General features: G+C 40.7%; 16 protein-coding genes. 2 read left to right on the top strand and 14 right to left on the bottom strand.

What is annotated here, in order from left to right; all coding sequences use genetic code 11:
• Positions 1-48 precede the first annotated feature (48 nt).
• The 6 genes from TOL2_RS25770 to TOL2_RS09130 form a co-directional block, all read right to left on the bottom strand.
• Positions 49-594: a rhomboid family intramembrane serine protease gene (locus TOL2_RS25770; RefSeq protein WP_041279385.1), complete on the bottom strand. Its 546-nt coding sequence runs from the start codon at positions 592-594 to the stop codon at positions 49-51.
• A 9-nt stretch (positions 595-603) separates the two neighbouring features.
• Positions 604-819, bottom strand: coding sequence for a DUF3820 family protein (locus tag TOL2_RS09110; protein WP_014957201.1), 216 nt, complete (start codon positions 817-819; stop codon positions 604-606).
• Between the two features lie 81 nt (positions 820-900).
• The gene (locus TOL2_RS09115; RefSeq protein WP_014957202.1) at positions 901-1899 is read right to left on the bottom strand and encodes a potassium channel family protein; all 999 of its coding nucleotides are present in this window, start codon (positions 1897-1899) and stop codon (positions 901-903) included.
• Positions 1900-1985: 86 nt separating this feature from the next.
• Complete coding sequence (locus TOL2_RS09120) at positions 1986-2330, bottom strand: antibiotic biosynthesis monooxygenase family protein (RefSeq protein WP_014957203.1); 345 nt, start codon at positions 2328-2330, stop codon at positions 1986-1988.
• Positions 2331-2519: 189 nt separating this feature from the next.
• Positions 2520-3164 (bottom strand): DUF3786 domain-containing protein, encoded by a 645-nt coding sequence (locus TOL2_RS09125; protein ID WP_014957204.1) that lies wholly within the window; start codon positions 3162-3164, stop codon positions 2520-2522.
• 297 nt (positions 3165-3461) lie between these two features.
• Positions 3462-3668, bottom strand: a complete 207-nt coding sequence (locus TOL2_RS09130) for a dodecin family protein (RefSeq protein WP_014957205.1) — start codon at positions 3666-3668, stop codon at positions 3462-3464.
• Positions 3669-4049: 381 nt separating this feature from the next.
• Here TOL2_RS09130 and TOL2_RS09135 point away from each other — a divergent pair, with 381 nt between their 5' ends.
• Positions 4050-5096 (top strand): HDOD domain-containing protein, encoded by a 1047-nt coding sequence (locus tag TOL2_RS09135; protein ID WP_014957206.1) that lies wholly within the window; start codon positions 4050-4052, stop codon positions 5094-5096.
• Between the two features lie 36 nt (positions 5097-5132).
• On the opposite strand, the gene TOL2_RS09140 is transcribed toward TOL2_RS09135, so the two are convergent.
• From TOL2_RS09140 to TOL2_RS09155, 4 genes are all read right to left on the bottom strand, one after another.
• Positions 5133-5861 carry a zinc ribbon domain-containing protein gene (locus TOL2_RS09140; protein WP_014957207.1) on the bottom strand — a complete coding sequence of 243 codons (729 nt, stop codon included), beginning with the start codon at positions 5859-5861 and terminating at the stop codon, positions 5133-5135.
• 42 nt (positions 5862-5903) lie between these two features.
• Positions 5904-7106, bottom strand: a complete 1203-nt coding sequence (locus TOL2_RS09145; RefSeq protein ID WP_014957208.1) for a type IV pilus twitching motility protein PilT — start codon at positions 7104-7106, stop codon at positions 5904-5906.
• Between the two features lie 88 nt (positions 7107-7194).
• A complete protein-coding gene (locus tag TOL2_RS09150; protein ID WP_014957209.1) occupies positions 7195-7437 on the bottom strand; it encodes a YheU family protein in 243 nt (80 codons plus the stop codon).
• Positions 7434-7694 carry a GIY-YIG nuclease family protein gene (locus TOL2_RS09155; RefSeq protein WP_014957210.1) on the bottom strand — a complete coding sequence of 87 codons (261 nt, stop codon included), beginning with the start codon at positions 7692-7694 and terminating at the stop codon, positions 7434-7436. Before TOL2_RS09155 ends, TOL2_RS09150 begins: the two co-directional genes overlap by 4 nt.
• 201 nt (positions 7695-7895) lie before the next feature.
• Between TOL2_RS09155 and recD2 the strand changes: the two genes are divergently transcribed.
• Positions 7896-10439 carry an SF1B family DNA helicase RecD2 gene (gene recD2 / locus TOL2_RS09160; RefSeq protein ID WP_014957211.1) on the top strand — a complete coding sequence of 848 codons (2544 nt, stop codon included), beginning with the start codon at positions 7896-7898 and terminating at the stop codon, positions 10437-10439.
• 108 nt (positions 10440-10547) lie between these two features.
• Here the strand turns inward: recD2 and TOL2_RS09165 are convergent, their stop codons facing one another.
• The 4 genes from TOL2_RS09165 to TOL2_RS09180 are packed head-to-tail and all read right to left on the bottom strand — an operon-like array spanning position 10548 to position 12123.
• Positions 10548-10859 (bottom strand): hypothetical protein, encoded by a 312-nt coding sequence (locus TOL2_RS09165; RefSeq protein WP_014957212.1) that lies wholly within the window; start codon positions 10857-10859, stop codon positions 10548-10550.
• Positions 10860-10885: 26 nt separating this feature from the next.
• On the bottom strand, positions 10886-11407 hold the full coding sequence (locus tag TOL2_RS09170; protein WP_014957213.1) for a gamma carbonic anhydrase family protein: 522 nt from the start codon (positions 11405-11407) through the stop codon (positions 10886-10888).
• 15 nt (positions 11408-11422) lie between these two features.
• Complete coding sequence (locus tag TOL2_RS09175; protein WP_014957214.1) at positions 11423-11866, bottom strand: iron-sulfur cluster assembly scaffold protein; 444 nt, start codon at positions 11864-11866, stop codon at positions 11423-11425.
• A 2-nt stretch (positions 11867-11868) separates the two neighbouring features.
• Complete coding sequence (locus tag TOL2_RS09180; RefSeq protein WP_014957215.1) at positions 11869-12123, bottom strand: FmdB family zinc ribbon protein; 255 nt, start codon at positions 12121-12123, stop codon at positions 11869-11871.
• Positions 12124-12215 lie beyond the last annotated feature (92 nt).

Consider the following 12215-nt stretch of genomic DNA (forward strand, 5'->3'; position numbering starts at 1 on the left):
GTGTCACCTTTAACATGATCAAAACAGGTTTCACATCATAGCTCTTATTCATTTTCTACAGCTTCGAACAAATCCATAACCCGCCCCAATAAATCCTCCGGCGAGGTGGCTGAATTGTGAGATCCTGTCTATTTTTAAAGTCGAAACCACTTCAGACCCAACAAAAAGCACTGCAATCACTATAAATGTCAAGGGTATCTCTTTGGATTTGATGTTTGAAAAAGAACTGAGCAAAATCAGCATGAATGCTATGCCGCTGCCACCTATAAGAGAATTTGAGAATAAAAAAGCGTTTAATAATGCTGTGGATATTGCTGTGATCAAGATCATCTCTAACAGCTTACCGGAACCGTATTTTTCTTCAAGCAAAGGGCCGACAAGAAGAATTATCATCAGATTTCCAATGAGATGATTCCAACCGACATGACCGGCAATATAAGACACTGATCTGAGATAAAAATACAGGTTTGAGAATGATAAATTGGCAGGGGAAGAAAGATATTGTGCTAAAATTTCATTGCTCAAAAACGTCAAAACACATATCGAGAATATCGCATAGGTCAAAATTACAGGTGCGTTGTATTTGATCTTCATCTGCAGTCCTTATCTAAAAAGATATTCAAGTCCATTAAGCTTGATTTCATAAACAGCCCGCAGCATCTCTCCAAGTTTTCCTTCTGGGAAACCTTTTTGTGAAAACCAGACCAAATACCGTTCCGGAAGATCTACTAAGCGCAACCCCTTATATTTGCCAAATGGCATTTTTGCAGTTGCAAGTGCAATGAATGCTTCTTTATCAGTTTGAATAAGTTTAGTCATTATAAAGTGGTTTCCCTAAAAAAAAGAGCTGTTATGGTTTGAGATAGAATGTCAACAATACAAAAACCGATAATAAAATAATTAACCGTGCAGGGCAAGCTCAAGTTGTTTGATGCTTTTTGCGCACCCCATAACCACAACTATATCTCCTTGTTCAAGTTTTGTGTCTGCTTTGGGGTTAAAAATCATGCGGTTTTCTTTGTTTTGTATGGCGATTATAATCAGATCCATGTCCTTTCGTATTCCGGAATCAATAAGTTTTACGCCTATCAGTTTTGATCCTGGTTTTACTAAGAGTTCTTCAATCTGAATATCGGTTGTGTCATCGGCAAAAGCCATTTCAAGAAACTTAATTACCGTGGGGCGAAGAATGGCATGGGCCATGCGCCTTGCGCCAATATCATAAGGCGATATGACCTTGTCCGCACCTGCTGCCAGCAATGTTTTTTTGGATAAATCTTGAGTTGCCCGTGCCACCACAAAAAGTTTGGGATTTAACTGCTTGGCAAGCAATACCAGAAAAACATTTTCCGCATCTGTTGCAACCACGCCTATTATTCCCACAGCTCTTTCAATCCCGGCTCTTATCAAAAGGTTCTCATTGGCAGCCTCGCCCATAAGATACAGGATGCCGTCTTCATTCATGGTTTCCACAAGATCATGATCGCGTTCTATCACCACCACATCAATGTATTTTTGAATAAGATATCGAGTCAGCAGCTTGCCGATTCTTCCATAGCCGCAGACAATGTAGTGCCCTTTAAGTTTTTTGATCTGATTGTCCAATTTATACCTCCCAAGTACAAGTCTGATTCGCCCTTCCACCAGGAATTTAATAATATCACTGATCAAATACAGGAAAAACCCGCCGCCGAGAAGAATAAGCAGAATTGTAAAAATGCGTCCCTTTTCACTGACTTGTCTCACCTCGCCGTATCCCACAGTAGCAAGGGTGATGATTGTCATATATAAAGAATCCATGAACCGCCAGTGTTCGATAACCATATATCCAACTATCCCTAGGATGATAAGTGTAAGAAAAAGTAGGATGGATGTGATGATTTGTTTTGGTCGATTCATTGTTTTACCACTGGAATCATTGCAATACCTTAAACAAACTTTTTATTAAATTTGTTTGGATGTTTTTAGACGGCAGGTATAAAATTTTACAATTGTTGATCCTGGAGTGGGAGTGGGAAACCCTGTTCGGCAGCCATCTTATATTTGCTGAAAACATATGGTTCGTAAATTGTCGGGTTGTCCTGAAGTTTACTGAGCCTGCCATCCAATTCCATTCTTTTTTTGCTGTTTCTCCAATTGTTCCAGTCTTCAAGTTTTTCCCATTTGCTGATCACCATCACTTTGTTTGTTTTTTCCGCACAAATAAGTGTTTCTCCTGAAATATATCCTTTTTGATCCATTGCATTGAAACGCAGATTTTTAAGATGTGCAAAAAAATCTTTTTCCTTTCCATCGGTTACGTCCCTTTTGATTATAACTTTTACAATCATGATTCCCCCTTTGACAGTGTTGTTTTAAAAAAAGAGTTGATTTTCTTCGTATTCAACCCAAAAATTTATGTCTTGTGGCTTGGAAAAGTATTTCCTTTTTAATAGTTGCTATGGGCAGACTTGGTATTTCGCCAGGTTTTGCCCTCAATAAATAATGAAAGTCACTATTGGGGTTACCCAGAACTTTCATTAAAAAGGCGATAGAAATTTGAGAATCAGTGGTTTTAAGTGAACATACAACTGGTAGCCCAGCATAGCAATGCACTCTGCGTCAAGGTAGGATTCCACGGTTCGTTCAAAAAGAATGGAACAGTCTGCCGGAAATCCTTCATCTGCATCATTGAACAGTAAGAGCATCGGAACTTTTGGCAGGGCATCAATCTGTATGGCCAGGTCATAATTGACGTCCAGACCCGTGGGGTATCCGTTCAATGCGGCCATGCATTGTTTTAGTTTTTCGGTATTCCCGGCAAATCGTTCAGCAATGGCCTTTTCTCCATTGTCCCGGAAATAGACGGTCAGGGGGCCGGCATCCTTGAGATCTTTGAAACTGACCCATTGCGGGTCATGGGGCAGTGTTACCGGGCACATCAGTAAATAACGAAACAAAATAATACAGATATCATAGATGGGTCTTTTCCCTGATGTGTCTTTGATTCCCTTTGATGAGATGTCATAGACTTTGTCAAAAAAAGTCAATTTTACGGATTTGCCCCATTGGTTTTCATGAATCTTCCCGCCCAGTTTTCTTGAAATGGAATTAAAGTCAAGGCATGCAATACGTTGAAGATAGTCGTTATAATGTTTTTCAAACATTTTGGATTTGGGTTCCATAGGATTGTTTTTTTAACCTTTTTAATAGCGATTTTGGGCTTTTTCCAGTTTTGAGTTTCGGTACATAATGGCAAATTGGGATGGATCAATCGTCATGACAATAAAATAAGTAAAAGGAATTTTAAAAAAAGAGACCGAATCCGGGACAGAATCGGTCTCTTAAAATCTATCAAAATAAATATTTTTCTGCGCCCGTTTCTTGTTTCCCTGTGTTAACGGATTTCAACCCATTGAAATTAAGTAAAATTAATCTTAAGATGAGATTTTCCATCTTGGCATTTGATTTTACTGTATTGATTATTCAAGTTTAAATGAAACTTTTAATTTGGTACGGTAACCAACAATTCTGTTATCCTCCAAACGCATATCCATCTTAACCACCTCTGCTACGCGTATGTCACGAACAGATTTGTCAACCGCTGCAACAGCAACCTTTGCGGCATCTTCCCAGGAAGTTTCAGAAAATCCTACGACTTCAATTAATTTGTAAACACTTTTTTCCATGACAATCTCCTTTCAAAAGTTAAAATGATCTTAAAAATGAGTTTGGTACAATCTTGGAATTGTGAGATAAATCATTGCACCTGTTTATTAATGATACAGATAACCAAACGGTTTGCAAGTTATTTTTTTTAAAGATGAAATAATCCTGTTTTCGGAATGATCAGACCATAGTTTTTATTAAAAGAAAATAACTTTTGAAATTTGGGGATATAAAATTAAAAGTTAAGGAAAAAGGGTTGAATGTTTACAGAATTATTTCCTGAAATTTGTTGACTTTTTTATTATTTAGCGGTTTGTTATAAGGTTGGGTTCGTAATCTGATTGGTATTATTTAAAAAATAGTGTCGGGTAGAGCGGTTTTTGAATAAAAAGGAAAAAAACATGAAAGCTCAAAATGAACTGCAGGGAGAAGAAACCATTGCAAATGCAATAACATTGAATATTTTAAATTCAAATTTTAAACTTCCTCCCATGCCGGCAAATGGTCCGAAGCTTATGGCTCTAATCCAGCAACCAATGGACAAAATAGATATTGATTCTTTTGCCAAACTCATTAACTCTGATCCGGGACTCTTTTCCATGATTCTTCAATTGGCAAATTCCATTTATTTCAAGGGGATTGATGAAATTTTCAGTTTGCGGGCCGCCATTACCCGTGTCGGGCTTCAAGAAGCGATTAATTCCGTTAATCTTTACTTTTTCCAGCGCATACTTCCAAAAATTCCTGAAATAGAGGGATTTTCAACCAAAGACTATTGGGCGTTTTCCTGGGCCTGTGCCACTGCCGCCAGGCGCCTTGGTCATCCTAATTTGAATATGAATGCCTTGCCGGGCGAACTTTATATTGCCGGATTGCTTCATGGTATTGGAAAATTAATTCTTGCCATCCATTATCCGGTTGAATTTTCAAAATGCATACAAAAAGCGGCTGAATTAGAGCAGCCGCTTCACACTATTGAACTGGATGAATTTGGTACCACAGATACCCTTATTGCATCTAAACTGATGACCATCTGGAATATTCCTTCCCGCATTTGTGCTGGTGTTGAATTTTATCAAGATCCTGGTTCTGCACCGGAAAAGTACAGGGATATTGCAGCATTGCTCCAGTCTGCCTGTTCTATAGCCGCAATGTCCGGTATTGGAACAAATGGTGATGGGTGTACAATGGGATTTGAATCAACTTGGATTGCAGGACAATCAGGATTGCTGTTTTCAAAAAAAGGAATCCGGGACAATATTGTCCAGGAAATATTGGTATCCCTGGAAAAGAAATCAGAGAGTATTACAGGCGTTATCCCCCCAAAAAGAGATGTTTTGCCGGATTCAAAAATACCAGTTGATAACCATAAGAATTCTTCTGTAAGAACACAGCCGAAAACAGATAACAAAGGATTGCTTGCCTGGATAAAGTCATGGTTCATTTGATATACGGCATTTTTTGATGAGACATGCTTGATTTTTTTAATTTTTTCCATGCTTTTTTAAAAGAGTGTTATAGGGTTTGAAGAGTGCCTCATAATCTGCGCTGCCCTTTTTCAATATAGTGGAAAGATATTCTGCCTCACTTGTATTTACCACAAGATTGGCACTGTTGGTCAGTGCCTCCAGATCAAAGAGCGTCTGAAATTCCGGTCCTATAAGGATGTAATAAATGGACCTGCGCTTTGACATGCTCAGCTGCATCATGAATTGATGAAAATCCTGTGTCTTTAAGGGTGATGCCTCATATTCGCTGTGGTAAACAACCACGGCAAAATCCCGGAATCTCATGCTGTTAACGGCCTCATCCACTGTTTTGGGAAAATAAAGCTGATATTTTTGTTCTTCAAGACTTTTGGTTACGGTCTGTTTTGTTTTGTCGTCCGGCATAAGAACCATGGCCGTGGGGATATTATTAACAATCTGATCCTCATTTAATTCTCCGCTGGAAAGCCATCCGATATCCTGTGGTTCTGGTGGGGCAACAGGAGTCCGGGGTGGGTGTTGTGTGCCGGTCTGTGCCGTGGCAGGTGTTTTTTTCCTTTCCACGGCAGATCCGTCCGGGCCAAGTTCTATAGATTTTTTACATTTGGGGCATCCAAATTTCAGGGTTCGTCCGGGTGCCAGTTTCTCAATGGCTGTAGCCAGTTTCTGTTTGTGGGCATCTGAAAAACGAAGAGGCTGGTTGCAATTGGGGCATTCTGAAATCATTTTTTTTCCTTTCACTCATTCCACTCAATCAAGCATGCGGGGTTAAGCCTGGTCATCGGCGTTGTCTGTTTTATTTTCTTCAGTGCTTTCATCATCCCGCCAGTCAATGGACAGTCCTTCAATGGCAGAGGTTTTTTCCCCTTTTTTCCTTTTTAAGATGTCCATTTCCTGGGACAGCACATTTCTTTGGGAACAATAGGCAAAGGCTGTCTCTTCTGAGATCAGGCCCTCCTGGAACAGCTCCAGGATATGCTGGTCAAATGCCTGCATGCCAAATGCCCGGGAATTGGTGATGACATCATTAATGGTCTTGCCTTCGGATTCACCGTTCAGGATGATATCATTGATTCTCAGGTTCATTCCGAGAATTTCCAGGGCTGCAACCCGTCCTCCGCCGATTTTGGGCAGAAGGCGCTGGCAGACGATATATCGAATGGTGTCCGCAAGCCTGTGGCGAATCTGGGGTTGCTCTTCCTGGTCAAACATGCCAAGGATACGATTAATGGTCTGTCCTGCATCAACCGTATGCAGGGTGGAAACCACCAGGTGACCTGTCTCGGCAGCGGAAAGGCCTATTTCCATGGTCTCCCTGTCCCGCATCTCCCCGACCAGGATGACCTTGGGAGCCTGACGAAGAGCCGCCCTAAGTCCAGTGGGAAAAGAATCATAATCGTTTCCCAACTCCCTCTGGTTAAAGGTTGCTTTTTTATGGGGATGTACAAATTCCACCGGGTCTTCAAGGGTTACCACATGAATGGATTTTTCTTCGTTGATCTGGTTGAGCAGTGCCGCCAGTGTGGTGGATTTTCCTGAACCTGTGGCACCGGTAACCAGTATAAGGCCGTTCTTTTCTTCGCCCATTTTATGAAAAATAGGGGGAAGTCCTAATTTTTCAATGCTGGGGATGGTGGTTTCAAGTTTTCTTAAGATCGTGGTCAGATGATTTTTTTGTTTGAAAATATTGACCCTGAACCTGGCTTTATTACCCAGCCAGTAGGACAGGTCACAGGAGCCCGTGGTAACCAGATCTTCAAGAAGCCGAGGATCGCCTCCAATTAGGTTTAAGGCAAACACTTCCGCCTGGAACGGGGTGAGTTCTGTTACTTCAGGGACAACGGGAACCGTTGTCAGCTCTCCTGAAGATTCCACCTGAAGACCTTTTCCCACTGTAATATTCAGATCGGATACATTGCTGAAGGTCTCCAGCATGCAGGTAATCCAATAATCAATTTCAGGTTGTTTCATTTTTTTTTCCCTTGGAAAGAATTAAAATCGGAAAGAATTAATAATTGTATGTTATTTTCATGGGTTGTGTTGTTTTTTAGAAAAAAAATTAATCTTTAAGTTTTTTTAAAACAGGGTCATCGCTTCTCAAAATCGTGCAGGTTTCAGAATCATGGTCAAAAACAATAACAGCTTTTTGGGTTTTGAGTTGGGCAAGCACCTGGGAAATTCTGGTTTCCAGGGGAACCTCAATTTCTCCATAATCCGTGCCGTCACGGGTGACAAACTCTTCAATAACGCCATGAAGCGTGTCAGGGTTCAACTGATCATATGGGATTTTAACAGCTTTCATTTTTCAGGGTTTCCACGTTTCAAAGCAGAAATTTTTTTTTCTGCCGGCAGTTTTTTGATTTGATATTCAAGTTTAAAAGCTTCCTTTTTTGTAAGATCATTTTTTACTGCAACAATGTTTACCGGAAGCCTGGACCTTGTATATTTTGATGCAGTGCCATTATTATGGTTTGATAATCTGTTATCAAGATCTTTTGTCACGCCGCAGTACAAAGAGTTGTCAGAACATTTTAATAAATAGACCTGCCAATTTTTCAATTTCCATCCTTATTTTTTTATATGAAAGTTTTCAAAAATTCAAACAGCGACTTTCCTGTTTTGTTGTGGGTAGACCAAGTTGACCAGATTATTGTATAAAAAGGCCGGGTCTGCCCATAGCAGTTATTAATATATTGAAAAAACCTTTTAGTTTAGTGTATCTAATGTCATTGTATGGATCTTGTCAAGGATTAGGATAAAATGAGACAGCAGGCAGTCAACCAGGCGGTCAACCAGACAGGTGTTATCACTGAGATCATCAAAGGGATTGTTGATAGGGTTACCTTTCACAATCCTGATAATGGATGGTCCATTCTCCGGGTATTGCCGTTTAATAATCCCCATGGACAGGAAACCGTTATTGTGCATCAAACAAAAGTATTTGCCGGTGCTACAATGGAATTTGAAGGGTTCTGGACGATTCACCCCAAATATGGCCGCCAGTTTCAGGCAACAGTTGCCAGGGAAAAAAAACCTGCCACAGCTGCTGCATTGGAAAAATATCTGGGTTCAGGGTTGATAAAAGGTGTCGGACCCAAAACCGCTAAAAAAATTGTCATGTATTTTGACAGACAAACTCTTGATATCTTTGAAGAAAATATAGAAAGACTCACTGAGGTTCCAGGCATTGCCCAAAAAAAACTGGATATGATCAGTCAGGCCTGGACAGAACACAAATCCATTAGGGAAGTGATGATGTTTCTACAGTCCCATGGCATCAGCACTTTGTTCGCGGTCAGGATCTATAAAAAGTACGGGGATGACGCAATAAAGATTGTTACTCAAGATCCTTACCGGCTGGCAAATGATTTTTACGGAATAGGTTTTTTTTCTGCAGACAAGGTGGCGTTGAGTATAGGGCTTGAACCTGACAGCCGGCAACGCATCATGGCCGGCATCAAGCATGCCCTGGCTGCAAGCAGGAATTTCGGGCATTGTTATTTGACGGCTTCCCAGATTGATGAGCAGGTTACAGCGTTACTGCAATTGGATCTGTCCCATAAACTGATGGAGCTGTTGCAAGATATGGAAAAAGAAACGCTTCTCATGGTCAGGGATCTTGTTTTGGAAAACGGCACCAGTGAACGATGCTATTATTCGAAATCTTTGTATTTTGATGAACTCTATGTTGCAAAAAGAATTGTTGATATTGGAAATCCACCACAGGTTGAAAAGGCAAGGGTTGAGCGTTGGATATCTGTGTACTGTGAAGCAAAAGATATCTGTTTGAGCCATGAGCAGGCAGAGTCGGTTTGCGGTGTTGTGCGTGAAAAATTTTCAATTCTTACAGGCGGGCCAGGGTGTGGTAAGACCACTGCCACCCTTGTCATTGTTAAATTAATCGAAGCCATGGGGTTAAATGTTATTCTGGCAGCACCGACCGGCAGAGCGGCCCAAAGAATGATGGATGTTATTGGAAAAGAGTCCAAAACAATCCACAGGCTGCTGGGATGGCAGGGCGGAAAATTTAAAAAAGATGAAAAAACACCGCTTAAAACAGATTTTCTTATTGTTGATGAATGTTCAATGCTGGATATCAATTTGACGGCATCATTGCTCAAGGCTGTTCCTGAAACCGCTCAGATTTTGTTCATTGGAGATTCCGACCAGTTGCCCTCAGTGGGTGCGGGAAATGTTTTAAAGGACATCATTTCATCAGGCAAGGTGCCGTGTTTTAAACTGACAAAAATATTTCGGCAGGCTCAATCGTCTTTGATCATCAAATATGCCCACCAGATCAATAAAGGTAAGATACCCTGGATTAAATCACCCTTTAAAAGTCCTGAAATCTGGCAGGATACAAGCGATTGCCTGTTTCTTGATTCGGAGGAGGCAACCAAAGAGCAGATCAATTTTATTGCACGGGTGAAACATTTTTATGGGTTAACACCTCCTGAATTGGAAAACAACCTGTCCGATCTGTCCAATCAATCCAATTTGTCCGGGGAATCCGCTGATGCCGACTTGTTTGAGTTTCGTGTCCAAGAACCTGTGATTCCCTATGAAACGGAAATAACCATCCCCAAAAAATTTGAGCATGTGGATCTGCAAAAAGTGTATGCAGCCCAAACCAGGAGTGAAGAACTGCTTATGGTTGTAAAAAAAGTTCATCCCTGGTCATCTCTGCATTACGGCATTTGTGCGGTTGATGTTGTTAAAAAGCTTTATCAGGAATGGATTCCCAAATATTATGGCAATTGTGAAATTCAGATCCTTTCTCCCATGACAAGAGGAAGCCTTGGGACAGTCAGTTTAAACAAACTGATTCAGGAAACTTCAAATCCATATGCTGAAGGCAAACGGCAGTTAAAGGTTGGAGAAAGAATTTTTAGAGCAGGAGACCGGGTTATTCACCGGCGCAACAATTATGATCTGGGGGTTTTTAATGGTGATATTGGCGTTATCACAGAGATTGACAATGTTGATTTAACATGCACGGTTTCTTTTTATCCTGATAACCGGCAGGTTCATTACAGGCAAAATGATATTATGGAGCTTGATCTGGCCTATGCCATAACCATACATAAATCCCAGGGCAGTGAATTTGAAATTGTTATTATCCCGATTGTGACACAGCATTTTAAAATGCTTTTTCGAAATTTGATTTATACAGGGATAACCAGGGCAAAAAAACTTGCCGTTTTTGTGGGTACGCGAAAAGCCCTGTCAATGGCTGTCAGAAATCATGATATCAGTCAAAGGCAAACAGCCTTGAAGCAATTGTTGATATCATTGAACCAGTGATCTAACGCAGCCATTCCCCACCCATTATTGTGCTTTGATCAGATTGTCGTAGAGCAAAAGCTCCAGGTCTTTTTTTTTGATCCCAAAACTAAATCATGATTTAACGTTCTATTTGTTTTTCCAAATCGGGTAAAGGGTTTTTTTGTCGATGCCCACATACATGTCTTTAAAATTTTTAGGTATGATCAGATCAGCTGTTTTTTCATCTTTTTTATCTGAATAGATCTTGTTACACTGGTTTCTGAGGTCTGAAAAATCAGCTTTTTCAAGGAAATATATTAAAGCACTGATTTTCTTTTCAAGGGGCATTCTTTCATTGTCAGTATCAGATATTTTAAAGCATTGCCTGACCATACGCTCATACTCTCTTTTGGATGCTGTTTCTATGCAGTGATGAGTTAAATTTAAAGGTATTTCCATTGTGATCTTTAAGTATTTAAGGGTATTTAAAGTTTTTCAAATTTTTCAGGGTATTCTTTGGCAAGGTCAACGTAGAGCTGTTTTCCATATGTCCAGAAATCCTTATGTTTTTGTTTGACATCTCCAATGATTTTAAAAGGGACGCCACCGGTGATTTTTTCGTCGGGAATGATGTTTCCTTTGGGTATGAGAGACCCTTCAGCAACAATGGCCCATGATCCGATGACCACATCAAATCCGATAATGGAGCCGATTCCTATTACGGCATGGGATTTTATGAGTTTACCGTGAATAATGGCCCCGTGCCCAACTGTAACACTTTCTTCCAGCTCAAGAACACCGTTGGGCCTGATGTGGAGAGTGCAGTTTTCTTCTATGGCACTTCCTGATCCAATGATAATTTTACCATAATCTCCCCGGACAACAGCCCCATGACCGATATAACAATTGTCACCAATGGTGACATCACCAATGACCCTTGCGGAATCGCTTACATATGAGTTCTTTCCAATTTGGGGGATTCTGTCACCATATCTATATAACGCCATGTGGTCTCCCTGGTTTTATGTTAAATGTTTTTTTTGAAGGCTTGACATATAATTGCTTAATGCTTCCTGGACGGTTCTTGCCGCAAGTCCTGCACAATGCAAATCTTTTTCAGGCAGCCTGCCTATTGTCTCTAAAACCATGTCTGCGGTTATATCCGTTATCTCATCCGGGTCTTTTCCCAACGTCAGTTCTGCTGCAAAGGAACCGCTGACTCCGCTTGAAGCACACCCGTCCGTAAAATAGGACGCATTGCAAACCCTGTTGTTTTCAAACTTTAAATAGATTTCCATGGTATCGCCGCATTCGCCTATTACCCTTGCCTGACCATCTGGATTCTCCATTCTTCCGTGAAATTTAGGGTTGCGCCACCGCTGGAATCCTTTTTCACCAAGGGATTGCTTTGCTTCCTCAAATATTTCATTTTGAAGATTGTCTAAAAAATCATCTAAGCTACTCATGATTAAAAACTCTTTCCACAACAGCTTCCAGGTCCAGCGCATCCTTGCGCCTGACCGGGTGCAGATCCACAGCATGCCGTATCTCCAGGGCCGGGCATGCTGTTTTTAACAGGGCCTGAGCTTGACGAATGGGCAGATAGCTGTTTTATCATGTTTGTGCTGCCGCATGATTTGCATGCGGGCATATCTTGTGTTTTGATGATGAGGATTTCATTGTTTTTTCCGCAATCCTCACATTTAAAATCATAAAGGGGCATTTGTCTCTCCTTTTTTAATGAATAAGCACGGGAAATAAAGAAAAGAAAAGCACCCTGGTCTTTGAATGGGCGGTTCTATGCTTTGGGTAGGT

The organism is Desulfobacula toluolica Tol2 (assembly GCF_000307105.1).
Lineage (GTDB): Bacteria > Desulfobacterota > Desulfobacteria > Desulfobacterales > Desulfobacteraceae > Desulfobacula > Desulfobacula toluolica.

Bases quoted from the DNA above. Each gene is read 5' to 3' on its own strand.
- TOL2_RS09115 (WP_014957202.1), bottom strand. From the start codon at position 1,899: ATGAATCGACCAAAACAAATCATCACATCCATCCTACTTTTTCTTACA.
- TOL2_RS09130 (WP_014957205.1), bottom strand. From the start codon at position 3,668: ATGGAAAAAAGTGTTTACAAATTAATTGAAGTCGTAGGATTTTCTGAA.
- TOL2_RS09120 (WP_014957203.1), bottom strand. From the start codon at position 2,330: ATGATTGTAAAAGTTATAATCAAAAGGGACGTAACCGATGGAAAGGAA.
- TOL2_RS09180 (WP_014957215.1), bottom strand. From the start codon at position 12,123: ATGCCCCTTTATGATTTTAAATGTGAGGATTGCGGAAAAAACAATGAA.
- TOL2_RS09150 (WP_014957209.1), bottom strand. From the start codon at position 7,437: ATGAAAGCTGTTAAAATCCCATATGATCAGTTGAACCCTGACACGCTT.
- TOL2_RS09125 (WP_014957204.1), bottom strand. From the start codon at position 3,164: ATGGAACCCAAATCCAAAATGTTTGAAAAACATTATAACGACTATCTT.
- recD2 (WP_014957211.1), top strand. From the start codon at position 7,896: ATGAGACAGCAGGCAGTCAACCAGGCGGTCAACCAGACAGGTGTTATC.
- TOL2_RS09145 (WP_014957208.1), bottom strand. From the start codon at position 7,106: ATGAAACAACCTGAAATTGATTATTGGATTACCTGCATGCTGGAGACC.
- TOL2_RS09175 (WP_014957214.1), bottom strand. From the start codon at position 11,866: ATGAGTAGCTTAGATGATTTTTTAGACAATCTTCAAAATGAAATATTT.
- TOL2_RS09165 (WP_014957212.1), bottom strand. From the start codon at position 10,859: ATGGAAATACCTTTAAATTTAACTCATCACTGCATAGAAACAGCATCC.
- TOL2_RS25770 (WP_041279385.1), bottom strand. From the start codon at position 594: ATGAAGATCAAATACAACGCACCTGTAATTTTGACCTATGCGATATTC.
- TOL2_RS09170 (WP_014957213.1), bottom strand. From the start codon at position 11,407: ATGGCGTTATATAGATATGGTGACAGAATCCCCCAAATTGGAAAGAAC.
- TOL2_RS09140 (WP_014957207.1), bottom strand. From the start codon at position 5,861: ATGATTTCAGAATGCCCCAATTGCAACCAGCCTCTTCGTTTTTCAGAT.
- TOL2_RS09110 (WP_014957201.1), bottom strand. From the start codon at position 819: ATGACTAAACTTATTCAAACTGATAAAGAAGCATTCATTGCACTTGCA.
- TOL2_RS09135 (WP_014957206.1), top strand. From the start codon at position 4,050: ATGAAAGCTCAAAATGAACTGCAGGGAGAAGAAACCATTGCAAATGCA.